Raw genomic sequence first — 24,566 nt, 5'->3', positions numbered from 1 at the left:
GGGAACCGCGGTACCACCTCACGTGCCGCGCCTCACGGCGGAGCCACTCTCACTGCGGCTGTGACGGGCCTGCCCCGCTCGGTTCTACTGAGTCGACCCGTGCGAGCCCGACCGTTCTTCCGAGAGCTCCCCGGTGATGTCCGGATCGATGCTCGTGTCTCCATTGTACGCGCGGCGGCGGGGGTGCGCCTCCTGAGCACTCTGGGCGCTGTCGCACCCACCCCCTACCCTCGAAGCATGGCCCGTTCCCCCGAATCCCCCGTGGCTCCCCGCGTCTCGGCGCCCGACCTTCCGCGGGAGTTCACGCCCGCCGCAGCACATCGCAGCGCCGATCTGCTCGCAGCGAGTCTCGATCTCGAGGGCACGGTCGACCTCGCCCATGCCTCGCTCGAGCAGTGCACGGTCGCCGCCGATGCCGACGCGGTCGACCTGACAGGTGCCACGCTCATCGACGTCGACCTCACCGGCGTGCGGATCGCATCGCTCAAGATGCGGGATGCGAGCATCCGCCGCGTGCGCATCAGTGGAGGCCGCATCGGCACGCTCGATCTGAGCAGCGCTCGCATCGACGAGCTGCTGCTCAGCGACGTGCGCATCGACTATCTCAATCTCGGGGCGGCGAAGGCCACCGACATCGAGATCCGCGACTGCGGCATCCGCACCCTCGACATGCCTCAGGCCGAACTCACGCGCGTGGGCTTCACCGGCAGTCGTTCTGACGAGGTCGACACCCGGGCGATGCGGGCCAGGCACGTCGACCTCCGCGGACTCGACGCCTCTGCGTTCCTCGATGCGAACAGCCTGCGAGGCACGACGCTCACCGGTTTCCAGGTGCAGCAGCTCGCGCCGCTGCTCGCGGCGGGGATCGGCATCCAGGTCATGGACTGACGGGCCGGTTCGCCTCGAGCAGCTCCCGGGTGAACGGATGCTGCGGCGCGGCGAACACGTCGATCACCGCCCCCTGCTCGACGATCACGCCGTCCTGCATCACGAGCACCTCGTCGGCCACCGCGCCGACGACATCGAGGTCGTGCGACACGAAGATCATCGTCAGCTCCCGTTCGCGCTGAAGACGCAGCAGCAGCTGCAGCACCTTCTCGCGCACCGAAGGGTCGAGAGCCGACACCGGCTCGTCGAGAACCAGCACCTCGGGCTCGGCGGCGAGCGCCCGCGCGATCGCCGCACGCTGACGCTGCCCGCCCGACAGGGCGATGGGCCTACGGCTCGCGAGCACCGGATCGAGATCGACCTCGGCGAGCAGCTCGGCGACGCGAGCCGCTCGCCGCTGACGAGGCACACCCCCGGCGGCGAGCGCCTCTCTCAGCGACCTCCCGATCGTCCACCGCGGGTCGAAGGCGCCGAGAGGGTTCTGGTGCACGAGCTGCACCCGATGCTGTCCGATCCACCGCAGGCCGCCGTCATCGGCATCCTCGACGCCCACGATCATGCGGGCGAGAGTCGTCTTGCCCGACCCCGATTCCCCGACGATGCCGAGTGTGCGTCCGGCGGGCACAGCGAACGACGCATCCTGCACCGCGACGAGATCGTCGAACGCCTTCGTGACCCCGGCGGCGACGAGCACCGGTGCGGCCGCGCCTTCACGCTCCGCGCGCGGCTCGTGGATCGTGGCGGCGATGAGCTGACGGGTGTACTCATGCTGGGGATCCTCGAGCACCTCATCGACGCGCCCGGCCTCGACCACGATGCCGTTGCGCATCACCAGCACGCGATCCGCTATCCTGCGCACCGCCGCGAAATCGTGGCTGATGAACACGATGGCGGTGCCCGCGTCGGCGATGTCTCGCAGGAGCCCGAGGATCCTCGCCTGCACGGTGGCATCGAGCGCAGTGGTGGGCTCATCGGCGACGAGGACTACGGGGTCTGCTGCGATCGCCGAGGCGATCAGCGCCCTCTGCCGGAGCCCCCCGGAGAGCTGATGCGGATACTGGCGTGCCCGCCGAGCCGCGTCCGGCATCCAGACCCGGTGCAGCAGGTCCCGCACCCGCTCGCGCAGCGCGGCCCGCCCGGACGCGAGCCCGTGCAGACGAAGCGGCTCGGCGATCTCCGACCCCACCCGCTGCAGCGGGTCGAGAGACACCAATGCATCCTGCGAGACGAGTCCGATGCGGGCACCGCGCAGCGCCCGCCACCCGCGCTCGCCGAGACGGGCGGCGTCCGTGCCGTCGACGACGAGACGATCGAACGCCACGTGAGCGCTTTGCGGAGCGAGCCCCAGCAGAGCCCTCGCCGTGACGCTCTTGCCGGCTCCGGACTCTCCGACGATCGCCACGCATTCACCTCGCGCGACCGACAGCGACACACCGTTCACCACGGGTATCCCTCCGAAGTCGATGCGCAGCCCCTCGAGTTCCAGCGCGGCGGTCACGGTGTCAGCCCCTCTGCTCTGGCTCGCAGCACACGACCGACGATCGTGGCCGAGATGACGGTGACCGTGATCGCGATGCCGGGGAAGACGGCGATCCACCAGGCCTGACCGAGCACGTTGCGTCCGCCGGCGAGCATCAGTCCCCATTCGGGCGTCGGCTCCGATGGTCCGAGACCGAGGAAGCTGAGTCCGGCCGCGGCGAGGATGCTCGATCCGATGCCGATCGTCGCCAGGACGCTGAGCGACCCGAGCACGCCGGGCACGACGTGCCTCACGAAGGCGGGCAACGGCCGCACCCCGAGGATGCGGGCGGCCTCGACATGCTCTGCGCCGCGCAGCGTGCGCGTCTGCACGCGGGCGAGGCGGATGTAGACGGGCACGGCCGCGAGGGTGACGGCGATCGCGATGTTCACGGGACCCGGTCCCAGCACGGCCACCACCACGAGCGCGACCAGGAACTCGGGGAACGCCATCAGCACGTCGTTCACCCGCATGAGTGCGGCGTCGACGCCCCGGGGAGCGAGACCGGCCAGAGACCCGACGACGAGTCCGACCGCGAGGGCGACGCCCGTAGCGAGCAGTCCGATGCCGATCGAGCGCCCGGCTCCGTAGACCACCCGTGAGAAGACATCGCGCCCGCTCTGGTCGGTGCCGAAGAGGTGGTCGGCGCTCGGCGGCAGCAGCGAAGCCCGCACGTCCGTCTGCAGGGGATCGTGCGTGGCGAGCACCCCGGGGAACACCGCGGCGAAGGCGAGCACGAGGAGCACCGCCGTGGCGCCCCACAGCAGCACGGGCTGCGCCCGCCTCACCGCACGCCTCCTCGGTCGATGCGCAGACGAGGATCGATGAGCGGATGCAGCAGCTCGACCACGAGATTCACGACCACGAAGACGAGGGCACTGAGCAGGATGATGCCGGTGATGACCGGCAGATCACGATTGGTGATGGCGGCGAGAGTCACCCGACCGAGACCTGCTCTGGCGAACACCGTCTCGACGAGGACCGCTCCTCCGAGCACGGATCCGGTCAGGTACGCGGCGAGCGTCACCGCATTCGCCGCGCCGTGCCTGAGGCCGTGACGCAGAGTGAACCAGGACGCGCTCGCACCCCGCGCACGCACGGTCTCGGCGAACGGCATCCGCTCGGCCTGTGCGAGGCCGTCTCGCAGCACCTGGCTGAGCAGAGCAGCCACCGGCAGGGCGAGCGTGATGGCCGGCAGCACGATCGTCGCCGGGTTGCGTGCACCGGACACGGGGAACCAGCCGAGTCCGAACGCGAAGACGCTGAGCAGGATCAGGCCGATCCAGAAGACGGGTGAAGAGAGGATGACGAGTTCGACTGCCGCGGCGACGGTGCGCCCGGCGCGCCCTCGCACGAGCAGCGCGACGGCGAAGGCGAGCACCACGGCCATGAGCAGCGCCAGCGCGGAGAGCTGCAGCGTGGAACCCAGCTGGCGGCCGATGACCTCGACCACCGGCATCCGCAGTTGATACGACTCGCCGAGGTCTCCTCGCGCGAGCTGTCCGATGAACGTGACGTACTGCTCGAGTGGGGGACGGTCGAGTCCCAGTTCCGCGCGGATGCTGTCTTTGACCTCATCGCTCACCTGCGCCTGAGGCCCGAGCATGACGGAGACCGGATCGCCCGGGATCACCCGGAACGCGAGGAACACCAGCGTCGCCGCACCCCAGAGCACGATCACGACGGATGCCGCGAGTCCGGCGACCCGGGTGAGCGCTGTCTTCACCGTTGACGCCCTCTCGACGGATCCTGAGCGCCCCTCGACTCACGGCGCGCGCTCACGAACGATATCGCAGTGCGCGAGCGAGGGGCGCTCGATGATTCGGGTGTCAGCCGACGCTCACGTCGTAGAACAGCGGACGACCGTAGAGGTCGTACGCGAGCCCGTCCACCCGCTCGCCGACAGCCGTGATCGCCGACGGGCTGTAGAGCGGGACGATCGCGGTGTAGTCGGCGTTCCACTCCTGCAGCTGGGTGTAGATCTCGTTGCGCTGACCCTGATCGTTCGACGCGACCGCCTGCTCGAGCAGCGCATCGATCTCGGGATCGGTGACCTGCGAGGCGTTCTGGAACCCCTCGGTGTGCAGGTGCGCGCGGAGGAAGTCCGGGTCGACGCCCGAGAATCCCCAGTCGGTGAGGTCGAAGGTCTTCGGCTCGTACTGCTCGTTGTAGGCGCCGGGCTCGAGCGTCTCGCGGACGACCTCGAAGCCGATGGTCTTGAGATCCGACTGGATGGCGTTCGCGAGAGCGGCGCGGTCGTCGGGGACCGGAGTCCATGCGATCCACCGCGCCGAGAGGCGCTCGCCGTCCTTCATGCGGATGCCGTCGGAGTCGCGCTCCGTCCATCCGGCCTCGTCGAGAAGCGTGTTCGCCGCGTCCGCGTCGAACGGTCGGGCGCCCTCCAGCGAGGCGTCGTAACCGGGAGTCGTGGAGCCGAGCACGCTCCAGGCGCGAGGGAATTGTCCGAAGAAGATCTCCTCGACGGCCGCGTCGACATCGATGCCCGACGCGAACGCCTGGCGCACCTTCTCGTCGGCGAAGACGCCGTACTTCTCGTTGAGGTACAGGGAGTAGGGCAGGCCCGGGTATTCGATCGAATCGACCGTGACGCCGTCGCCGAGGTCACCCGCGAGGTTCGGCGGGATGTTGCTCGCGAGGTCGGCCTCGCCGCTCTCGATGACGCCCGTGCGCACGGATGCCTCGGGCTGGATCTCGACCCGCAGCGTCTCGACCTTCGGTGCCTTCTCGCCGTGCGGCCCCCAGGCGTAGTCGTCGTTGCGCGTGTAGACGATCTCCTGATCGGGTGTGTACTCGGTCAGTTCGAACGGTCCTGTTCCGACGGTGATCCCCGGGCCGCCCGCCTTGAGCTGGTCGGCGGACTCCTCCAGCACGGCCGGCGAGTAGAAGCCGAGCTGCGGCGTGCTCGTCGCCTGAAGGAACGGCGCGTACGGCTGGGTGAAGCTCACCTTCACCGTGTGCTCGTCGACGACCTCGGTGCCCTCGTAGAAGTCGGCCCCCATCATGCTGGCCGCCTGCGCGGACTCCGTCTCGGGATCGACGATGCGATCGAAGTTCGCCTTGACGGCCTCGGCGTCGAACGGCTCGCCATCGGTGAAGGTGACGTCGTCACGCAGGACGAAGGTGTACTCGGTGCTGTCGTCGGACACCGTCCACTCCTTGGCCAGCCAGGGGGTGAACGAGCCGTCATCCTCCTGGAAGACCAGGGAGTCGAGCACCGCGCGCTGCACCATGCCCGAGACGTCGAGCTGACTCACCTGCGGGTCCATGTGCCCCGCTGAGAGGTTCGCACCCTCGATCGACCAGACGAGCTCACCGCCGTCGGACTCGGACGAGGGCGCAGCGCAGGAGCTGAGCAGGAGTGCGCTCACGGCGACGGTCGCGCCGAGCGGGATGGCACGGCGCAGGAAGGAGATAGGCATGCTGTTCCTCGGGAGGGAATGCGGGAGATGACGCGGATGCATCAGTTCTTGGACTCGATCCAATTCTAGATCCTCCGCGGTGACGCGGGCGTCGTGGGACCTTCATCCCGTCATCGCTCCCTCATATACTGCGATGACACCGGAGGAGGGGGAACAGTGTCGTCCGAAGAACTCGCTGACACGATCGCCGCAGTGAACGCGAAGATCGATGCCCAGATCGCGCAGTCCCGACAGCTGGCCCAGGAGTCGGCCAGACTCGAGACGGAGGCGTCGCAGACCATGGCGACGGTCACGTCGGCGGACGGCCGAGTGACCGTCACCGCGCGGCCGACCGGGGCCATCGAGTCGGTGAGACTGCAGTCGGGCGCGGCCGCAGATCTGGCATCCCTCGGCGTCACGATCACCGAGACGATCGCGAGGGCGCAGCGGGTCGCGGCGGAGAGGGTGCTCGTCTCGATGGAGCAGACCCTCGGGGCCGACTCCCCTCTCGTGGCCGCGGTGCGCCAGGATGTCGACACCGCGTTCCCGCAGGTCGGCGGCAGCACGATCGAGTACCGCTGATGGGCGTCATCGAGGTCAATCCGGCGCAGGTGGCGAAGGCCGCCAAGGCCATCAGCGTCGCGTCACGCAACATCGACGCCGCCCTGGAGGAGCTCACCGCGCACGCGACGATTCTGCGTCGCTCGTGGTCGGGCGACGCGCAATCGGCGTTCGACGCCGCACAGGAGCGATTCGACGGCAACATGCGTGAGCGAACGGGGCTCGTCATGGCCGTCTCCGATCTGCTCGGCGAACTCGCGACCCAGTACTCGGACGCCGACCTCGCCGGTCAGCGCGTCCTCGGCGGCAGCTGACGTCGGACAGACATCACATCATCGGGGGGAACCGATCATCATGACCGCATCCAATCAGCAGATCGTGATCGACGAGGACGAGCTCCGCGCGCACGTGCGGGCGCTCACCGCAGCGGCCGAGCTGCTCGGCTCCGCCGCCACGACAGCCGCCGGAGGTGTGGGGCAGTCGGCGTTCGGCGCGATGTGCGGCCCCTTGCTCGGGCCCGCGGTCGACGCGCTCGCGGATGCCTCCGAGTCGACGCTCGCTGCAGCGACGACTCTCGCCGACGCGACGGCGACCGGCCTCAAGGGGATCGTCGATGCCTTCGGCGCGATCGAAGACGGCGCCGTCACCTCGTTCCGCGCCATCGAGGGAGAGCTGTGAGCGCCGTCGCAAGCATCAGCAGCCAGGTGCGCTCCGGTTCGTGGGCGGCGGGAGCACCCGGGTACAGCGCCTCGCAGGCCGACTGCGCGAGCATCCCCGGCATCGCCGGCATGCTCATGCAGTACATCGCCCCGCTGCGGGAGTGGTTCGACGATCTCCTCGGCGACCCCGGCACCGTCGGCGGGTTCGCCTCGCGCTGGGAGGGCGCAGAGAGCTCGCTCCGCCGTGTGGTCGAGACGCTCCGCGATGCCGAGCCCCGGCTGGCCGAGCTCGACGGCCGCACGGTCCGGGCGCTGCGGGCCCGGTACGGCGACCTGCTGTCCGTCGCTGAGGATGCCGCCCAGTGGACCGGAGCCACGGCGAGCGCGGTGCGCCTGGTCAGCCAGATCATCGAGTCGACACGAGTGCTGATCTGCGACTTCCTCGGTCGCCTGAGCCGCTTCGCCGACGATCTGTTCCGCTTCAGCCTCAATCCTCTGCAGAAGCTCGAGGACATCCAGCGGTTCGCCGAGTCCGCAGCCGAGTTCGTCACCACCGCCGGCGCGCTGGTCAAGAGTCTCACCGGCGCCGTCGTGTCTCTTGCGCAGCTCCTCTACAAGCTCGTGCCGCTGGTCGGCGACGCGCTGGCCACCCTCCGCGATGTCCTCGCCGACATGCTGCCGCTGGTCGGCGGACTCACCGGCGGGCCGCTCGGACTGGTGTTCGGCAACGTCCTCCACGACTTCTTGACCGATGACGCGCGGGTCCGCGAGATCGATCCGTCGACGTTGAACGAGGATCAACTGGCCGCATGGAACGACGCTCATGAGGTCACCTCGCTCGACTCGCTGTCGGATCTCGTGTCGGTGAACGGCACGACCGACGCGATGGGCGGGGAGAGCTCCACGGCGATCGACATCAAAGAGGTCGTCGGTCCCGACGGCTCGACGCACTGGGTCGTGTCGCTCCCGTCGACACAGGCCTGGGAGTTCGGCCCCTCGAGCGGCGCGATGAACGACCGCGACAACAACCTCGCGCTGATGCTCGACAACCCGCTCTTCCGCACTCAGTACGAGCGCGCGGTGCTGGATGCGATGCAGCAGGCGGGGATCCCGGCGGGATCCGACGTCGTGCTGACCGGCTTCAGCCAGGGCGGCATCATGGCGGCGAACCTCGCCGCAGACTCGTCCTTCCCGTACAACCCGATCGGGGTCGTGACCAACGGCTCCCCCGTCGACAACTTCCACGTGCCGCCGAACGTGCCGGTCTACGCGTTCCAGCACGCGACAGACGTCGTGCCGATGCTGGATGGGAGCCTCGTCGGCGTTCCCGGGCTGCCGGGCCAGTCCCCGTTCGACATCCCGAACACCCCGGTGACCGTACTCCCGCCGAACATCCACCAGATCACGCTCCCGGACCCGGATGGGGCGCACGGGTTCGGAGCACACAACAACCCGAAGTATGCGACGTCCGTGGCAGAGTGGGAAGCCGCCTATCGCGATGCCAACGGCGGAACGGATCCTTGGGACCTCGCCGGTCTCGGCGGCACAGTGGTCGATCACCAGGTATACCAAGGAGTGGAACGCTGATATGAGCATCACCGGCCGTGCGCGAGCCACTCGGGGAGCCGTCGCACTTGCGCTCGCGGCGATGATGCTCGCACTGAGCGGGTGCGGCCCGCTTCTGAAGGAGACCTCCGACGGGGACTTCGCCGAGACGATTCCGGCGGCGCTGATGGATTCAGAGATCGGCGTCACCGATGCCTACGCTGCGAAGACGATCTCCGGGTTCACCTTCTATCTGAGCGTGGGCGTCGATCTCGACCACGAAGACGCCTCCGCCGATGATCTGGCGGGCATCCTGAGGATCGTCCTCGAGCACAACGACGTACCCAGCGACGAGATCGACCTCGGCGTCAACGGAAGTGATGGCGAATCGATCGACCTCGAGGAGTTGGTGCGGAGCATCTCGCCCGACCTGGAGATCGCGTCGAGCACCTACGGCGACATCCAGGTGACGAACGACCAGGCAGCCGCGATCATCGAGGCCGTCTGGGGCGAGTGAGGGACTCCCCTCCGGTTCGGGGCGATTAGACTGTGGGGCACAACCCACACTCAGGCACGCTCACACAGTGCCGCATACATCGCTCGAGGAGACCTCCATGTCCGTGATTCCCGACAAGCCCGTACTCGAAGGTCTCGAAGCGAAGTGGGGTGAGTCGTGGTCCGAGCAGGGCACCTACCTGTTCGACCGACTCCGTGCCGCACAGTCCGGCCGCGAGGGTGTGTACTCGATCGACACTCCCCCGCCGACCGCATCCGGCAGCCTGCACATCGGCCACGTGTTCTCGTACACGCACACCGACGTCAAGGCGCGCTTCGAGCGCATGCGCGGCAAGAACGTGTTCTACCCGATGGGCTGGGACGACAATGGCCTTCCCACCGAGCGTCGGGTGCAGAACTACTACGGCGTGCGCTGCGATCCCTCGCTTCCCTACCAGGACGACTTCACACCGCCGTTCGAGGGCGGCGACAACAAGTCCAGCCGCGCCGCCGACCAGGTGCCGATCAGCCGACGCAACTTCATCGAGCTCTGCGAGCGCCTGACGATCGAAGACGAGAAGCAGTTCGAGGCGCTGTTCCGCCAGCTCGGCCTCTCGGTCGACTGGACCCAGACGTACCGCACCATCTCGGACGACACGATCCGCCAGAGCCAGCTCGCATTCCTGCGGAACCTCGAGCGCGGCGAGGCCTACCAGTCGCTCGCACCGACCCTGTGGGACATCGACTTCCGCTCGGCGATCGCGCAGGCCGAGCTCGAGGATCGCGACCAGCAGGCCGCTTATCACACCATCGATTTCCCCTTCGCCGACGGATCCGGCTCGATCACGATCGAGACCACCCGCCCCGAGCTGCTGCCGGCGTGCATCGCGATCGTGACCCACCCCGAGGGCCCGCACAAGCACCTGATCGGCACGAAGGTGCGCACGCCGTTCTTCGGCGCCGAGATCGAGATCCACGGACACCACCTCGCACAGCCCGACAAGGGCACGGGAGCCGCGATGGTCTGCACCTTCGGCGACGTGACCGACATCATCTGGTGGCGTGAGCTGCGCACAGCCGCGGGCGACCACCTGCCGAACATGACGACGATCGGTCTCGACGGCCGGTTCCTCCCCACCGCCCCGTCGATCGTGGCCGACGCCGAGGCCATCGCCTGGTACGAGGCCGAACTCGCCGGCAAGACGGTGTTCTCGGCCCGCAAGGCCATCGTCGAGAAGCTGCAGCAGACCGGCGACATGACGGCGGTCGGCAAGCCGTTCAACCACGCGGTGAAGTTCTTCGAGAAGGGCGACCGCCCGCTCGAGATCGTCTCGACCCGCCAGTGGTACATCCGCAACGGCGCACGTGACGCGAAGCTGCGCGACGAGCTGCTCGAACGCGGCACGCAGCTGGCGTGGCACCCGGACTTCATGCGCGTGCGCTACGAGAACTGGGTCGGCGGCCTGACCGGCGACTGGCTCGTGTCACGCCAGCGCTTCTTCGGCGTGCCGATCCCGCTCTGGTATGGACTCGATGAGAACGGCGACCGCGACTACGACCGGGTGATCGCTCCCGACCACGCGAGCCTTCCCATCGACCCGACGACCGACGTCCCCGCGGGCTACACCGAGGACCAGCGCGGTGCTGCCGGCGGATTCGAGGCCGAAGCCGACATCCTCGACACCTGGGCGACCTCGTCGCTCACTCCGCAGCTCGCCGGCGGATGGCAGCGCGACGAGGAGCTGTGGCAGCTCACCGCTCCGTTCGACCTGCGCCCCCAGGGGCAGGACATCATCCGCACCTGGCTCTTCTCGACCATGCTGCGCTCGACTCTCGAAGACTCCCGATCGCCATGGCGCAACGCCGCGATCTCGGGCTTCATCGTCGACCCCGACCGCAAGAAGATGTCGAAGTCCAAGGGCAACGTGGTGACGCCGGCGGACATCCTCGAGACCCACGGATCGGATGCTGTGCGCTATTGGGCCGCCTCGAGCCGCCTGGGCATGGATGCCGCCTTCGACCCGCAGAACCCGACGCAGGTCAAGATCGGCCGCCGTCTGGCGATCAAGGTGCTGAACGCCGCGAAGTTCGTGCTGTCGTTCCCGGTGCCGGAGGGCGCCCAGGTCACTCACGCGCTCGACGCATCGATGCTCAGCGGCCTGGACGCCGTGATCGCGGAGGCGACGAAGGCGTTCGAGAACTACGACCAGGCCAAGGCGCTCGAAGTGACCGAGGCGTTCTTCTGGACGTTCTGCGACGACTACCTCGAGCTCGTCAAGGAGCGCGCCTACAACCAGAACGACGTGGGACAGGCATCCGCTGCCCTCGCGCTGCGTCTGGCACTGTCGACACTCCTGCGCCTGCTCGCCCCGATCATCTCGTTCGCGACCGAAGAGGTGTGGTCGTGGTTCGAAGAGGGCTCGGTGCACACCGCGGCATGGCCTGAAGCACTCGGCATCGAGGGCGACACGGCTGTGCTGTCGGCCGCGAGCGAGGCGCTGATCGGCATCCGCCGCGCCAAGACCGAGGCCAAGGCATCGCAGAAGACTCCGGTCTCCCGCGCCGCGATCGCCGCTCCCGCTGCGAAACTCGAGGCCCTCCGCGCTGCGGCCGACGACCTCCGTGCCGTGGGGCGCATCGCCGATCTCGAGTTCACCGAGGCCGACGAGTTCGCGGTCACCGCGATCGAGCTCGCGCCGGTCGAGGGCGCCTGATGCAGCTGGGCACGAGGTGGGCCACCGGTTCCGAGCCACCGGCATCCGTTCCCGCCGCGCTCCGGCCGGCGCTCGCCGAGGTCGAATCGCGCGGTCTCTCCGGGCACTGGACGCTCACGTGGCTCGAAGGCCGCGCGATCGCAGAGCTCGATGCGGGCTGGGAGGTCTTCCAGACCGGGTCCGGCGATGTGGTCGCCCGACCCTTCGAGGACTGAACGGTCCCTGACGACGAACCCCCCTGTCCGCGTCTGCGGCAGGGGGCTTCGCTGCACCGAAGACTGTCAGCGCCGCGAGATCCCCATCTGCGCGAGCAGATGGTCGACGGCATGGGGATCCTGCCGCCCGGCCTGCCGTTGGCGGAGGAGCTGCAGAGTGAGCGCCCTCCTCTCGGCACGTCGCTCGATGCGATGCTCGACGAAGGCCGTGAGGTGTCCCGCGAGGCCGAGCAGCTTGCGCTCGGCTCGCGTCGGAGCGACGAGGTGGACGGTCGCGCTGGTCATGACTCCTCCGTGCTCTGGTCAGCGGCATCGGAGAGCACCGGACGCGACGCCGCGAGGTCGAACAGCTCAGTGCGCAGAGACACGCGACGTACGTCCGGTCCTGTCTGGCCGCGATAGCGCTCCACCGCTCCGTCGATGACGGCCATGAGCTCGTCTTTGAGATCCTCCATCTGCGCGGGGGTCATCTCGAGCAGTGTCGTGGCGATCAGGCCCGCGTCTTTCCACCCCTCGGGGACTTCCGCATCCGGACGGTTCACATAGGCCATCAGGGTCTCGTGACGGAGGCGGAAGAACTCGGACGAGACGATCTGAGCAGCAGCGCGGTTCGCCGGCGACATGCTCTGGCTCGGACCGGGGATGTCGATGCGCCCCTGCGGCAGCTCCCACCATCGCTCCCGAGCCGTGCCGCGTCCCTCGACCTCGTGGATCAGATCATGCGCCGAGAGGGTGCGCAGGTGGTAGCTGGTCGACCCCGAGGTCTCCCCCAGCATCGAGGCGAGCGAACTCGCCGTCTGCGGCCCGTGAGCGCTGAGGAGATCGAAGATCCTCACACGCAGCGGGTGCGCGAGGGCTTTGAGTGCCCCCGCGTCGAGCCGCCGCAACTGCTGTTCTTCTTCCATACCTGCGAAGATACTCTTGCAAAGAATTCTTTGCAAGCAAACTTTTGCAAAGGACTCTTTGCTAAAAGAGGGCGTCAGTTCACGGCGGCCCTCGCTGAGACGAACGCCGCCACGCACCGCTCGATCTGCGCAGTCGTATGCGCGGCCGACAGCTGCACTCGGATCCTCGCCAGTCCTCGGGGGACCACGGGGAAGCTGAACGCCGTCACGTAGATCCCCCGCGCCTGCATCTCGGTCGCGATGCGTGCCGTGAGAGCCGCGTCACCGAACATCACGGGGACGATCGGATGCTCTCCGGGCAGCAGATCGAAACCCTCCGCCGTCATCCGCTCACGGAACAGTGCCGCGTTGTCGCGCAGACGCGCACGGAGATCGGCCGAACCCTCGACGAGATCGAGCGCCGTGAGGGTTCCGGCGACGATGGCGGGGGCGAGCGTGTTCGAGAACAGATACGGACGCGAACGCTGACGCAGCAGGGCGACGATGTCGGCGTGCGAGGCGACGTAGCCACCGGATGCTCCACCCAGCGCCTTCCCGAACGTGCCCGTATAGATGTCGACACGATCGGCGACACCGCAGAGTTCCGGCGTTCCTCGTCCGTTCTCCCCTACGAAGCCGACCGCGTGCGAGTCGTCGACGAACACCAGGGCGTCGTGGCGATCCGCGAGGTCGCAGATCTCGGCGAGCGGCGCGATGTAGCCGTCCATCGAGAACACGCCGTCGGTGACGATCACCCGGAAGCGTGCATCGGATGCCGCCTGCAGCTGGGCTTCGAGATCCGCCATGTCACGATTGCGGTAGCGAAGCCGACGTGCCTTCGAGAGCCGGATCCCGTCGATGATCGACGCGTGATTGAGTTCGTCCGAGATGATCGCGTCCTCAGCGCTGAAGAGCGTCTCGAACACTCCTCCGTTCGCGTCGAAGCATGACGAGTAGAGGATCGAGTCGTCGGTGCCGAGGAACCCCGCGAGTCGTCGCTCGAGCTCCAGATGCTGTTCCTGCGTACCGCAGATGAAGCGGACGCTGGCGAGCCCGTAGCCCCACTCCTGCAGTGCCGCAGTGGCGGCATCCAGGATCCGCGGGTCGTCGGCGAGACCGAGGTAGTTGTTCGCGCAGAAATTGAGCACCTCTGCGCCGTCGGCGGTGATCTCGGCGTTCTGCGGCCCGCGGATGCCTCGCTCGTGCTTCGTGAGGCCCGCAGCCTCGATCCCGGCGAGCTCGTCAGCCACATGCTTCTGGAATGTCCCGTACATCACAGCTCCGTCCAATCGAGGATGATCTTTCCCGTGCCGGCGGACTCGGCCGCGGCAAAGCCCTGTTCCCAGTTCCTGGCGGGGATCACATCCGCGATCACCCGTCCGATCGAGTCGCGCAGCGTCGCACTCGTCTGCAGCATGGCACCCATCGCGTTCCACGTCTCGAACATCTCGCGTCCGTAGATCCCCTTGATCGTGAGCATGTGCGTGACGAGCTTGCCCCAGTCGATCTCGAATCCGGTGCTGGGCAGCCCGAGCATCGCGATCCTGCCGCCATGGTTCATGTTGTCGATCATCGCCGGGAGGGCCGACGCCGCTCCGCTCATCTCGAAACCGATGTCGAATCCCTCGCGCAGACCGAGCGCCTGCTGGGCATCTCGGATCTCGCGGGCTGAGACATCGACGACCTCGTCGGCGCCCATGAGACGCGCCATCTCGAGGCGAGGCGCGCTCACATCCGTCGCCGCGATGAAGCGGGCTCCGGCGTGCCGAGCGACGGCGATCGCCATGAGGCCGATCGGACCGCACCCTGTCACGAGCACATCCTCGCCCACGAGCGGGAACGTGAGCGCCGTGTGCACGGCGTTGCCGAGAGGATCGAAGATCGCGCCGAGCTCCGGCGCCACGTCGGCGTGATGCACCCAGACGTTGGCGGCCGGAAGGGCCAGGAACTCGGCGAAGGCGCCGTCGCGCTGCAGTCCGAGACCGATCGTGCGGATGCACATCTGACGGCGTCCTGCGCGGCAGTTGCGGCACGTGCCGCACACGATGTGCCCCTCGCCCGACACCCGATCGCCCACAGCGATGTCGTGGACGAGCGGCCCGACCTCGACGACCTCGCCGTAGAACTCATGACCGGGGATGAGCGGAGCGTCGATGGCGGATGCAGCCCAGTCATCCCAGCGACGGATATGCAGATCGGTGCCGCAGATCCCCGTGCGCAGCACGCGGATCACGACTTCGTCGGGCGCCGCCGTGGGTTCGGGACGATCCACGAGCTCCAGTCCGGCTGCGCGTTCGGCTTTGAACAATGCCTTCATGTGTCGATCTCATCGCGTTCGACCATGTAGAACAATCGTGGATTTCTGCATCGACCGTGTAGCGAATACTAACCTGAACGGATGGAACTCCATCAGCTGCAGATCCTGAGAGAGCTCGGCGCACTGGGAAGCGTCACCGCCGTCGCCGAGACACTCAACGTCACCCCGTCCGCCGTGTCACAGCATCTGGCGGCCCTGCAACGGAGCTTCCGCACGCCGCTCACGCGCAAAGACGGCCGTCGCCTCGCGTTGACCGCAGCCGGGCACGCCCTCGCGACAGCGGGCGCCGAGGCGATCGACGCGATGGCCGCAGCGCGCAGCGCGCTGGACGACTTCGAGAACGACAGCACCGGCGTGGTCACGATCAGCGGATTCCACAGTGTCGGGCAGGCGCTCTTCGGGTCGCTGATCCGTGAACTCGACGAGTCCCCCGCGCCGCCGACCGTGCAGCTCACCGATGAGGACGTGGCGCAGAGCGAGTTTCCCGCGCTCACGGCCCGGTACGACCTCGTGCTCGCGCACCGCATGGAGCACTCGCCGCCGTGGCCGACAGACGGGGTGCGCAGCCTGGCGCTCGTTCGAGAACCGCTGGACGTCGCCGTCGCGTCTTCCCACCCTCTCGCCGCCCGTGGGCAGGTGACGTCCTTCGACGTCATCGACAGCCCCTGGGTCACGAGTCGCATCGGATACTCGCCCGACGATGTGCTGCGCGCCGTCTCAGCCGTCGCCGGGCGTCCCGTCGAGATCCGCCACCGGATCAACGACTACGGTGCGGTCGCGGCGGTCATCGCTGCGGGCGGGGTCCTCGGGATGCTGCCGCGCTATACGTCCCGCACCGTCGACGACCGTGACATCGTACGGCTCCCGCTGCGGGGAGTGAGCACCCACAGGATGATCGACGTCCTCGCCAGGCCGGAGAACCTGAGACGGCAATCCGTGCGCCTCGTCGTCGACGCCCTGCAGCGGGTGATGGCTAGGCTCAGAGGATGACCGACGCCTCGAACCCTCTGCTTCAGCCGTCTGCACTCCCCTACGGGCTCCCCGACTTCGCGGCGATCACGCCCGAGCACTACCTGCCCGCGTTCCAGGCGGCGTTCGACGAGCATCTCCAGGAGATCTCTCGGATCACCATGGTGCGGTCGATGCCCACCTTCGAGAACACGATCGAGGCCCTGGAGCGCTCCGGAGAACTGCTCGACCGCGTCGCGCACACCTTCTACACCGTCACATCGGCCGACGCGACGCCCGAGATCCAGAAGATCGACGAGCAGCTCGCTCCGCTCATGGCGGCGCATCAGGATGCCATCACTCTCGACGGGGCACTGTACTGGCGCGTCCAGCAGGTGCACGCACGCCTCGAGGATCTCGAGCTCGACGACGAGCAGCGGTACCTCGTCGAGCGGCACCATCGCGAGATGACCCACGCGGGTGCGGCACTCGATGACGACGCGAAGAGCCGGCTCACCGCGCTGAATCAGCAGCTGTCGACGCTGAGCAACACCTTCGAGCGCAACCTGCTCAACAACACGAACGATCTCGCCGTGGTGTTCGACTCCTCCGACGAACTCGACGGTCTCAGCAGTGGGGAGCTCTCCGCCGCGGCTCGTGCGGCGAGCGATCGAGGCCTCGACGGACGGTTCGTCATCACCCTTCCGTTGTTCACCGGGCATCCGTATCTCGCTCAGCTCCGCGACCGGGAGTCCCGCCGCCGCATCATGGCGGCCTCGCGGTCGCGGGCGTCCCGCCCCAACGCGAACGACAACCGGCCGGTGCTCACAGAGATCGTCCGCCTGCGCGCCGAGCGCGCAGCGCTGCTGGGCTACGACTCGCACGCCGCCTACGTCACGGCCGACGAGACGGCCGGCAGCCCTGCGGCCGTAGAGCGGATGCTGCGCGAGCTCGCCGCTCCCTCTGCGCGCAACGCCCGCGCAGAGCGCGACACCCTGCAGGCGATCATCGATGAGACCGAGGACGCCCCCTTCACGGTCGAGGCGCACGACTGGGCGTTCTATACCGAGAAGGTGCGCACTGCCCGCTATGCGATCGACACGAGCGCGCTGCGCCCGTGGTTCGAGGCCGAACGGGTGCTGCAAGACGGCGTGTTCTTCGCTGCCACGCAGCTCTACGGGGTGACATTTGCAGAGCGGCACGACCTGCGGGCGTACCACGCGGGTGCGCGCGTGTTCGAAGTGAGCGATGCGGACGGCGGCGCGGTGGGCCTGTATGTGCTCGATCTCTACACGCGCGATTCGAAGCGCGGCGGCGCGTGGATGAATCCCATCGTCAGCCAGTCCCGCCTGCGCGGAACACTGCCCGTCGTGGTCAACAACCTCAATGTGCCGCTTCCCGGCGAGGGCGAGCCGACTCTGCTCACTCTCGACGAGGTGACGACGCTGTTCCACGAGTTCGGGCACGCATTGCACGGCCTGTTCGCCGTCGTCACCTACCCGCATTTCGCCGGCACGAACGTCTTCCGCGACTTCGTCGAGTTCCCGAGCCAGGTCAACGAGATGTGGATCCTCTGGCCCGAGGTGCTCGACAACTACGCGCGTCACCACGAGACCGGCGAACCGCTCGACCCCGCGATCGTCGAACGCCTTCGCGCCACCGAGACGTTCGATCAGGGCCACGCGACGAGCGAGTACCTCGCCGCGGCGTGGCTCGATCAGGCGTGGCATCGCATCGAGACGAAGACCACCGTCGACGACGTGGCCGAGTTCGAGGCGGCTGCGCTCTCCGACATCGGACTCGACGATCCCGTCGTGCCGACCCGCTACTCGTCGACCTACTTCGCGCACGTCTTCTCGGGCGGATACAGCGCCGGCTACTACTCCTACATCTGGAGCGAGGTGCTCGACGCCGACACGGTCGACTGGTTCCGCGAGAACGGCGGACTCACGCGCGAGAACGGCGACCGGTTCCGCGCCCGTCTCCTCGGCGTGGGTGGCTCGAAGGATCCGCTCGACGCATACCGCGACTTCCGCGGCCGGGATGCGGAGATCGCACCGCTGCTGAAGCGCCGCGGCCTCGAAGCATGAGCGAGTCGCGCGCCGCCTCCTGACGTCAGCGGTCGAGGTGCTCCATCGCCTTGTACCAGGTGAGCTGATGGTAGCTCTGCGAGAGATGCTCGCCGAGGCTGGCGAGAGCGACTCTGTGCACGGCGATCGCCTCGCTGTCATCGAGAGACTGCTCGGCGACGCGCACGCAGCCTCGGGCGAGGAAGTGATGCACCCGGTTGGTGTGGTTGCCGAAGTTGGCCCAGGTGGCTCCGAGACCGATCATCTCCTCGGCCTCGTACCCGGTCTCCTCGCGCAGCTCCCTGACAGCGGCTGCGTCCGGCGATTCGCCAGCCTCCACGCCGCCGCCGATCGTGCCGACCGCGACGATCTCCGCTCCGTGTCGGTACTCTTCGACGACGATCGCGTGGCCCTCTCGGTCGAGGGCCAGCACCGAGATCCAGTCCCCGTATTCGAGCACGTAATACGGCGCGATGGTTCGCTGACGCTCATCGACGCAGTCGTCCGCGCGCACGCGGATCCAGCGATCGGCATGAATCAGCTCACTGCCGACCACCCGCCAGGGCGAGGGAACCGCACTCACGCGCTCTTGCGCTTGCGCTCCATCACGATCGTCGGCGCAGCGCCCTCGTCGACGGCTGCCTGGGTGACGATGACCTTCGCCACGTCTTCGGCCGAGGGGATCTCGAACATGATCGGACCGAGCACGTCTTCGAGGATCGCCCGGAGTCCGCGAGCGCCGGTCTTGCGTTCGACGGCGAGATCGGCGATCGAGCGCAGCGCCTCTGTTTCGAACTCGAGCTGAACGCCGTCGAGCTCGAACATGCGCTGGTACTGCTTCACGAGCGCGTTGCGCGGCCCCGTGAGAATGTCGATGAGCGCACTCTGATCGAGCGGCGAGACCGAAGTCACCACGGGAAGGCGACCGATGAACTCGGGGATCAGGCCGAACTTGTGCAGGTCTTCCGGCAGCACCTCGCTGAAGAGGTCGAGATCCTTGCCCTTGTCGTGCAGCGGGGCGCCGAAGCCGATGCCGTGCTTACCGACGCGCGCAGACACGATGTCCTCGAGGCCGGCGAACGCGCCCGCGACGATGAACAGCACGTTCGACGTGTCGATCTGAAGGAACTCCTGGTGGGGGTGCTTGCGCCCGCCCTGAGGCGGCACCGAAGCCACGGTGCCCTCGATGATCTTCAGAAGAGCCTGTTGCACGCCCTCGCCCGAGACGTCACGGGTGATCGACGGGTTCTCGGCCTTGCGGGCGATCTTGTCGACCTCGTCGATGTAGATGATGCCCTGCTCTGCGCGCTTGACGTCGTAGTCGGCGGCCTGGATGAGCTTGAGAAGGATGTTCTCGACGTCTTCGCCGACGTAGCCGGCTTCGGTGAGCGCTGTGGCGTCTGCGACGGCGAAGGGCACGTTCAGTCGCTTCGCGAGCGTCTGCGCCAGGTAGGTTTTGCCGCAGCCAGTCGGGCCGATGAGCAGGATATTGCTCTTCGCGATCTCGACGCTCTCGGCCTTCTGCTCCGCCGTCTGGAGAGTGCCGTGCGCACGGATGCGCTTGTAGTGGTTGTACACCGCGACGGCCAGAGCCTTCTTCGCGGGCTCCTGCCCGACGACGTATTCCTCGAGGAAGGAGAAGATCTCACGCGGCTTGGGCAGTTCGAAGTCCGCCGTACCGTCGGCGGAGGACTCCGCCATCCGCTCCTCGATGATCTCGTTGCACAGCTCGACGCACTCGTCGCAGATGTACACACCAGGTCCTGCGATGAGCTGCTGCACCTGCTTCTGGCTCTTTCCGCAGAATGAGCACTTGAACAGGTCAGCGCTTTCGCCGATACGGGCCATGCGCGTCCTCCTAGGGGGATCCTGAGATCGTCTACTGAGCCTAACCTCTGCATCCGACACCGGGACGCATTGGCGCGGGGTCTCGCGTCACGAGTCCGCATCGCCCTGAGCGCATCGAAGCCCGCCGCCTGCTCTCGCAGATGACGGGCCTCGTTCTGCTGACGCGTGTCAGACCATGCTCTTGGTGTGCCAGACCGTCTTGATCTCGGTGAAGGCTCCGATGCGCTCGGGCGATGCGACGACCGCGCCGGGTGCCAGCACTCGCTTGAGCGTCTCGGCCGCGGCGATCTGCATGTCGACCCACTCGAGGTCGCCGGCGCCCGCCAGGTCGAGCGCGTTGACGTCCTGATGCGAGGCGAGCCACGGCGCCATCTCCGCCGGAGACCCGGTGAGCACGTTGACGACCCCTCCGGGCACATCGCTCGTGGCGAGCACCTCGGCGAGGCTGATGGCAGAGAGCGGGAACCGCTCGCTCGCGATCACGACGACCGCGTTGCCCGCCACCAATGCGGGTGCGACGACCGACACGAGACCGAGGAGTGCGGAGTCCTGAGGCGCGACGATCGCGACCACACCGGTCGGCTCCGGCACCGAGATGTTGAAGTACGGCCCTGACACGGGGTTGGCGTTGCCCGCGACCTGCGAGTACTTGTCGCACCAGCCGGCGTACCAGACCCAGAGGTCGATCGCCTCATCGACCTGCGCGGCGGCAGCGGATGACGAGACACCCTCCTGCGCAGCGATCTCGTCGATGAACTGCGCACGGCGCCCTTCGAGCACCTCGGCGACCCGGTAGAGCACCTGACCGCGGTTGTACGCGGTCGCACCCGACCAGCCCTTCACTGCGGCACGCGCCGCGACGACGGCATCCCGCGCATCCTTGCGAGAGCCCTGCGCCGCGTTCGCGAGGAACGCTCCCTTGGCGGAGCGCACCTCGTAGGTGCGGCCGGACTCGCTACGCGGGAAAGCGCCGCCGATGGCCAGCTTGTAGGTCTTCGGGACAGTCAATCGCTTGCTCATGCTGCGGCTCCCTTCAGGTAGGCGGTGAGACCCTGGCGTCCGCCTTCGCGGCCGTACCCGGACTCCTTGTATCCGCCGAACGGGCTCGACGGGTCGAATCGGTTGAAGGTGTTCGCCCAGATGACGCCCGCCCGAAGGCGGTCCGCCACGGCCAGGATCCGGGATCCCTTGTCCGACCAGATGCCCGCGGACAGACCGTACGGGGTGTTGTTCGCCTTCGCGATCGCCTCAGCCGGAGTGCGGAACGTGAGCACCGAGAGAACGGGTCCGAACACCTCGTCACGGGCGATCCGGTGCGACGCCTCGACGCCGGTGAAGATCGTCGGAGCGAACCAGAAGCCCTTGTCGGGGATCGCGCAATCAGCGGTCCAGCGCTCCGCTCCCTCGGCTTCGCCGATGTCGCTGAGCTCACGGATGCGGGCGAGCTGCGCCGCCGAGTTGATCGCGCCGATGTCGGTGTTCTTGTCGAGAGGGTCACCGAGCCGCAGCGTCGACAGACGGTTCTTCAGTCGGTCGATGACCTCGTCGTGGATCGACTCCTGCACGAGCAGGCGGCTTCCGGCGCAGCAGACGTGACCCTGGTTGAAGAAGATGCCGTTGACGATGCCCTCGACGGCCTGATCGATCGGCGCGTCGTCGAACACGATGTTCGCCGCCTTGCCGCCCAGCTCGAGAGTGACCCTCTTGTCGGTCCCTGCGACCGCTCGGGCGATGTCGCGCCCGACTCCGGTCGAACCGGTGAACGCGACCTTGTCGACATCGGGGTGGCGCACGAGAGTCGCACCGGTGGCACCTGCGCCCGTCACGATGTTGACGACGCCGGCGGGAAGGTCGGCCTGCTGGAGGATCTCCGCGAAGATCAGCGCCGTCAGCGGCGTGGTCTCGGCGGGCTTGAGCACCACGGTGTTGCCGGCTGCCAGAGCAGGAGCGAGCTTCCACGCGAGCATCAGCAGCGGGAAGTTCCAGGGGATGATCTGCCCCGCGACGCCGAGCGCCCGAGGGTTCGCGCCGAGGCCGGCGTAGTCGAGCTTGTCGGCCCAGCCCGCGTAGTAGAAGAACCAGGATGCGACCAGGGGGACGTCGACGTCGCGACTCTCCTTGATCGGTTTGCCGTTGTCGAGGCTCTCGGCGACGGCGAGCTCGCGGGCGCGCTCCTGCACGAGGCGTGCGATGCGGAACAGGTACTTGCCCCGATCGCGACCGCTCATCTTCGACCAGGTCTTGTCGTAGGCACGACGCGCGGCGGCGACCGCACGGTCGATGTCCGCGTCGTTCGCCGTGGCGATCTCGGCGATGCGGCTCTCATCGGCGGGAGAGATGGTCGTGAAGCTCGCTCCTGATCCGTCGACGAACTCGCCATCGATGAACAGGCCGTAGCTGTCCTTGAGGTTCAGGACCGCCTTCGACTCCGGGGCCGGAGCGTATTCCAGGAATGACATGTGTGGGGCTCCTAGTCGATCGTGACGTAGTCGGGGCCGGAGTAGTGGCCGGTGGTGAGCTTCTGACGCTGCAGAAGCACGTCGTTCAGAAGGCTCGAGGCGCCGAAGCGGAAGAGGTGCGGCTGGAGCCACTCCTCGCCCACGGTCTCGGCGACCGTGACGAGATACTTCACCGCGTCCTTGGACGCGCGGATGCCGCCCGCGGGCTTCACGCCGATGCGCTCGCCCGTGCCGCGGTGCCAGTCGCGCACCGTCTCGAGCATGAGCAGCGTGGTCGGAAGCGTCGCCGCCGGCTGCACCTTGCCCGTGGACGTCTTGATGAAGTCACCACCGGCGAGGATGCCGAGCCACGAGGCGCGCTTGATGTTGTCGTAGGTGTTGAGCTCACCGGTCTCGAGGATCACCTTGAGCGAGGCATACGAGCCGTCCACGCGACGGCAGGCTTCCTTCACCTGGGCGATCTGGTCGTAGACGAGCCCGTATCGGCCCGAGAGGAAAGCACCTCGGTCGATCACCATGTCGATCTCGTCCGCGCCTGCCGCGACTGCCTCTGCGGTGTCGGCGAGCTTGATCGCCAGCGACGAACGACCGCTCGGGAAGGCTGTGGCGACGGCTGCGACCGAGATCAGTCCGTCATCGGGGTCACCGTGCAGCGCACCGAGCGCTTCGACCGCGTCGCCCACCATGTCGCCGTACACACACACGGCGGCGACCTTCGGAGTCGACGGATCTGCGGCATCCGGGTTCTTGGCCTTGGCCACGAGGGACCGCACCTTGCCCGGGGTGTCCGAGCCTTCGAGGGTCGTGAGGTCGATCAGCTTGATGATCGTGTCGAGAGCCCAGGCCTTCGAGGTGGTCTTGATCGACCGCGTGCCGAGCCCGGCAGCGCGCTGCTCCAGGCCGACGGCGTCGACACCGGGCAGTCCGTGCAGGAACCGGCGGAGCGTGGCGTCATCCGGCTCACCGCCGAGAACGTCCACCGCCGTCCTGCGGCTGAGTTCTTGGGTCGTCATCGTTCCTCCAACAATGCTCGTGCTGTGGTCTCATCTGTCACCAGAACGCTGCACAGGCCGCTTGTGACGACTGTGCGCGCGATGTCATGTTTCGCGTCACCGGCGGTGACGAAGATCGAGCGCTTCGCTGCGCGCAGGCGCCCGAGGTCGACTCCGACCGTGCGGGCGTCGAGCTGCGGGTCGACGATGTTGCCGTCGGCGTCGATGTAGCGCCCCAGGACATCGCCCACGGCACCTCGACGTGCGAGCTCCTCGACATCGGATGCCGACAGGTAGCCGTTCTCGACGTGCGCGGAAGACGCATCGCACGGGCCCGCGGTGAACAGGAACGCCTGCGCTTCGGCTGCCTCGACGAGAACGGCCGCGACGGTGCGGTCGGCTTCGATCGCCTGCTTGGTCTCGACGCGCTCGAGGATCGCCGGGCTCGGCAGGAGGGACACGTGTCCGGATGCCCGCTGGGCGATCGTGACGGCGAGGCCAGCGGCTCCGCCGGAGCGCCGGTTGAGGCTCACTCCCCCGTTGAGCTGCACGACCGTCACGCCTGTCGCCCAGCCGTCCGGCAGCGATTCGGCCACGGCACGCAGAGTGCGCCCCCAGCTGACGCCGAGAGTGCGCGGCACAGGCCGCATCGCGGTGAGGTAGTCGGCTGCGGCCTGAGCGACGCGCTCGAGTGTTCCGTCATCGCCGTCCGGAGAGGGAACGACCACCGCGGCGGTGAGCCCGTGACGTTCGACGAGCTGGCGTTCGAGTCCGAGCCGGCGCGCACGCGGGTGCACGATCTCGATCCGGACGATGCCACGCTCCCGGGCCTGAGTGAGAAGCCGTCCCACCTTCCAGCGGGAGAGCTTGAGGAGGGCGCCGATCTCGTCCTGTGTCTTGTCCTCGTCGTAGTACAGCTCGGCGACGCGGACCATGATCAGTTCCTCTTCCATAGCATCCTCCTTCCTCCCCCAGTTTACGACCGCATCACCGTTCGCGCATCCATCTGCTCATATGAGCACTTTCGCCGCGAT

The 24,566-nt window shown here is 67.7% G+C and carries 24 protein-coding genes; 10 read left to right on the top strand and 14 right to left on the bottom strand.

Going from position 1 to position 24,566, the window contains the following annotated elements; all coding sequences use genetic code 11:
- Nucleotides 1-237 precede the first annotated feature (237 nt).
- Nucleotides 238-888: a pentapeptide repeat-containing protein gene (locus ASF87_RS15995; protein WP_056377304.1), complete on the top strand. Its 651-nt coding sequence runs from the start codon at nt 238-240 to the stop codon at nt 886-888.
- Here the strand turns inward: ASF87_RS15995 and ASF87_RS15990 are convergent.
- The 4 genes from ASF87_RS15990 to ASF87_RS15975 all read right to left on the bottom strand — a co-directional run bounded on the left by ASF87_RS15990 (nt 878) and on the right by ASF87_RS15975 (nt 5,847).
- Entirely contained in the window at nt 878-2,386 is a 1,509-nt protein-coding gene (locus tag ASF87_RS15990; RefSeq protein ID WP_056377301.1) for an ATP-binding cassette domain-containing protein, read from the bottom strand. The genes ASF87_RS15995 and ASF87_RS15990 overlap by 11 nt on opposite strands.
- Nucleotides 2,383-3,195, bottom strand: coding sequence for an ABC transporter permease (locus ASF87_RS15985; RefSeq protein ID WP_056377299.1), 813 nt, complete (start codon nt 3,193-3,195; stop codon nt 2,383-2,385). The genes ASF87_RS15990 and ASF87_RS15985 overlap by 4 nt, the downstream gene beginning before the upstream one ends.
- Nucleotides 3,192-4,133: an ABC transporter permease gene (locus tag ASF87_RS15980; protein ID WP_056377296.1), complete on the bottom strand. Its 942-nt coding sequence runs from the start codon at nt 4,131-4,133 to the stop codon at nt 3,192-3,194. The genes ASF87_RS15985 and ASF87_RS15980 overlap by 4 nt, the downstream gene beginning before the upstream one ends.
- 103 nt (nt 4,134-4,236) lie before the next feature.
- Nucleotides 4,237-5,847: an ABC transporter substrate-binding protein gene (locus tag ASF87_RS15975; RefSeq protein ID WP_056377293.1), complete on the bottom strand. Its 1,611-nt coding sequence runs from the start codon at nt 5,845-5,847 to the stop codon at nt 4,237-4,239.
- Nucleotides 5,848-6,003: 156 nt separating this feature from the next.
- Here ASF87_RS15975 and ASF87_RS15970 point away from each other — a divergent pair, with 156 nt between their 5' ends.
- From ASF87_RS15970 to ASF87_RS15940, 7 genes are all read left to right on the top strand, one after another.
- Nucleotides 6,004-6,408 (top strand): YbaB/EbfC family nucleoid-associated protein, encoded by a 405-nt coding sequence (locus ASF87_RS15970; protein WP_056377291.1) that lies wholly within the window; start codon nt 6,004-6,006, stop codon nt 6,406-6,408.
- Complete coding sequence (locus tag ASF87_RS15965; RefSeq protein ID WP_056377290.1) at nt 6,408-6,701, top strand: WXG100 family type VII secretion target; 294 nt, start codon at nt 6,408-6,410, stop codon at nt 6,699-6,701. The genes ASF87_RS15970 and ASF87_RS15965 overlap by 1 nt, the downstream gene beginning before the upstream one ends.
- A gap of 40 nt (nt 6,702-6,741) precedes the next feature.
- On the top strand, nt 6,742-7,065 hold the full coding sequence (locus ASF87_RS15960; protein ID WP_056377287.1) for a hypothetical protein: 324 nt from the start codon (nt 6,742-6,744) through the stop codon (nt 7,063-7,065).
- A complete protein-coding gene (locus tag ASF87_RS15955; protein WP_056377286.1) occupies nt 7,062-8,633 on the top strand; it encodes a hypothetical protein in 1,572 nt (523 codons plus the stop codon). Before ASF87_RS15960 ends, ASF87_RS15955 begins: the two co-directional genes overlap by 4 nt.
- A 1-nt stretch (nt 8,634) precedes the next feature.
- The gene (locus ASF87_RS15950; protein ID WP_056377284.1) at nt 8,635-9,108 is read left to right on the top strand and encodes a hypothetical protein; all 474 of its coding nucleotides are present in this window, start codon (nt 8,635-8,637) and stop codon (nt 9,106-9,108) included.
- A 97-nt stretch (nt 9,109-9,205) separates the two neighbouring features.
- The gene (gene valS, locus ASF87_RS15945) at nt 9,206-11,800 is read left to right on the top strand and encodes a valine--tRNA ligase (RefSeq protein ID WP_056377280.1); all 2,595 of its coding nucleotides are present in this window, start codon (nt 9,206-9,208) and stop codon (nt 11,798-11,800) included.
- Entirely contained in the window at nt 11,800-12,015 is a 216-nt protein-coding gene (locus tag ASF87_RS15940) for a hypothetical protein (RefSeq protein ID WP_056377278.1), read from the top strand. The genes valS and ASF87_RS15940 overlap by 1 nt, the downstream gene beginning before the upstream one ends.
- 66 nt (nt 12,016-12,081) lie before the next feature.
- On the opposite strand, the gene ASF87_RS15935 is transcribed toward ASF87_RS15940, so the two are convergent.
- The 4 genes from ASF87_RS15935 to tdh all read right to left on the bottom strand — a co-directional run bounded on the left by ASF87_RS15935 (nt 12,082) and on the right by tdh (nt 15,216).
- A complete protein-coding gene (locus ASF87_RS15935; protein ID WP_056377276.1) occupies nt 12,082-12,300 on the bottom strand; it encodes a hypothetical protein in 219 nt (72 codons plus the stop codon).
- Nucleotides 12,297-12,920, bottom strand: a complete 624-nt coding sequence (locus ASF87_RS15930) for an ArsR/SmtB family transcription factor (protein ID WP_056377274.1) — start codon at nt 12,918-12,920, stop codon at nt 12,297-12,299. Before ASF87_RS15930 ends, ASF87_RS15935 begins: the two co-directional genes overlap by 4 nt.
- Nucleotides 12,921-12,994: 74 nt before the next feature.
- Nucleotides 12,995-14,173, bottom strand: coding sequence for a glycine C-acetyltransferase (locus ASF87_RS15925; protein ID WP_056377272.1), 1,179 nt, complete (start codon nt 14,171-14,173; stop codon nt 12,995-12,997).
- A complete protein-coding gene (gene tdh / locus ASF87_RS15920; RefSeq protein WP_056377270.1) occupies nt 14,173-15,216 on the bottom strand; it encodes an L-threonine 3-dehydrogenase in 1,044 nt (347 codons plus the stop codon). Before tdh ends, ASF87_RS15925 begins: the two co-directional genes overlap by 1 nt.
- An 81-nt stretch (nt 15,217-15,297) precedes the next feature.
- On the opposite strand from tdh, the gene ASF87_RS15915 reads away from it, so the two are divergent.
- Together ASF87_RS15915 and ASF87_RS15910 are read left to right on the top strand one after the other, a co-directional pair.
- Nucleotides 15,298-16,206 (top strand): LysR family transcriptional regulator, encoded by a 909-nt coding sequence (locus ASF87_RS15915; protein WP_056377268.1) that lies wholly within the window; start codon nt 15,298-15,300, stop codon nt 16,204-16,206.
- On the top strand, nt 16,203-18,254 hold the full coding sequence (locus ASF87_RS15910; RefSeq protein WP_056377266.1) for a M3 family metallopeptidase: 2,052 nt from the start codon (nt 16,203-16,205) through the stop codon (nt 18,252-18,254). Before ASF87_RS15915 ends, ASF87_RS15910 begins: the two co-directional genes overlap by 4 nt.
- A 25-nt stretch (nt 18,255-18,279) precedes the next feature.
- Here ASF87_RS15910 and ASF87_RS15905 read toward each other — a convergent pair whose 3' ends face one another.
- The 6 genes from ASF87_RS15905 to ASF87_RS15880 form a co-directional block, all read right to left on the bottom strand.
- On the bottom strand, nt 18,280-18,816 hold the full coding sequence (locus tag ASF87_RS15905) for an NUDIX hydrolase (RefSeq protein ID WP_082508956.1): 537 nt from the start codon (nt 18,814-18,816) through the stop codon (nt 18,280-18,282).
- Entirely contained in the window at nt 18,813-20,081 is a 1,269-nt protein-coding gene (gene clpX / locus ASF87_RS15900) for an ATP-dependent Clp protease ATP-binding subunit ClpX (protein ID WP_042540765.1), read from the bottom strand. Before clpX ends, ASF87_RS15905 begins: the two co-directional genes overlap by 4 nt.
- 168 nt (nt 20,082-20,249) lie before the next feature.
- A complete protein-coding gene (locus ASF87_RS15895; RefSeq protein ID WP_056377262.1) occupies nt 20,250-21,101 on the bottom strand; it encodes an aldehyde dehydrogenase family protein in 852 nt (283 codons plus the stop codon).
- Nucleotides 21,098-22,540 (bottom strand): aldehyde dehydrogenase family protein, encoded by a 1,443-nt coding sequence (locus ASF87_RS15890; protein ID WP_056377259.1) that lies wholly within the window; start codon nt 22,538-22,540, stop codon nt 21,098-21,100. The genes ASF87_RS15895 and ASF87_RS15890 overlap by 4 nt, the downstream gene beginning before the upstream one ends.
- An 11-nt stretch (nt 22,541-22,551) precedes the next feature.
- Nucleotides 22,552-23,553, bottom strand: a complete 1,002-nt coding sequence (gene deoC / locus ASF87_RS15885; protein ID WP_082508955.1) for a deoxyribose-phosphate aldolase — start codon at nt 23,551-23,553, stop codon at nt 22,552-22,554.
- Complete coding sequence (locus ASF87_RS15880) at nt 23,550-24,485, bottom strand: sugar-binding transcriptional regulator (protein ID WP_056377254.1); 936 nt, start codon at nt 24,483-24,485, stop codon at nt 23,550-23,552. Before ASF87_RS15880 ends, deoC begins: the two co-directional genes overlap by 4 nt.
- Nucleotides 24,486-24,566 lie beyond the last annotated feature (81 nt).

Source organism: Microbacterium sp. Leaf161 (assembly GCF_001423645.1).
Taxonomy (GTDB): domain Bacteria; phylum Actinomycetota; class Actinomycetes; order Actinomycetales; family Microbacteriaceae; genus Microbacterium; species Microbacterium forte.
Note: the sequence above shows the minus strand (reverse complement) of the source record. Positions and strands in the feature narration are given on the sequence as shown.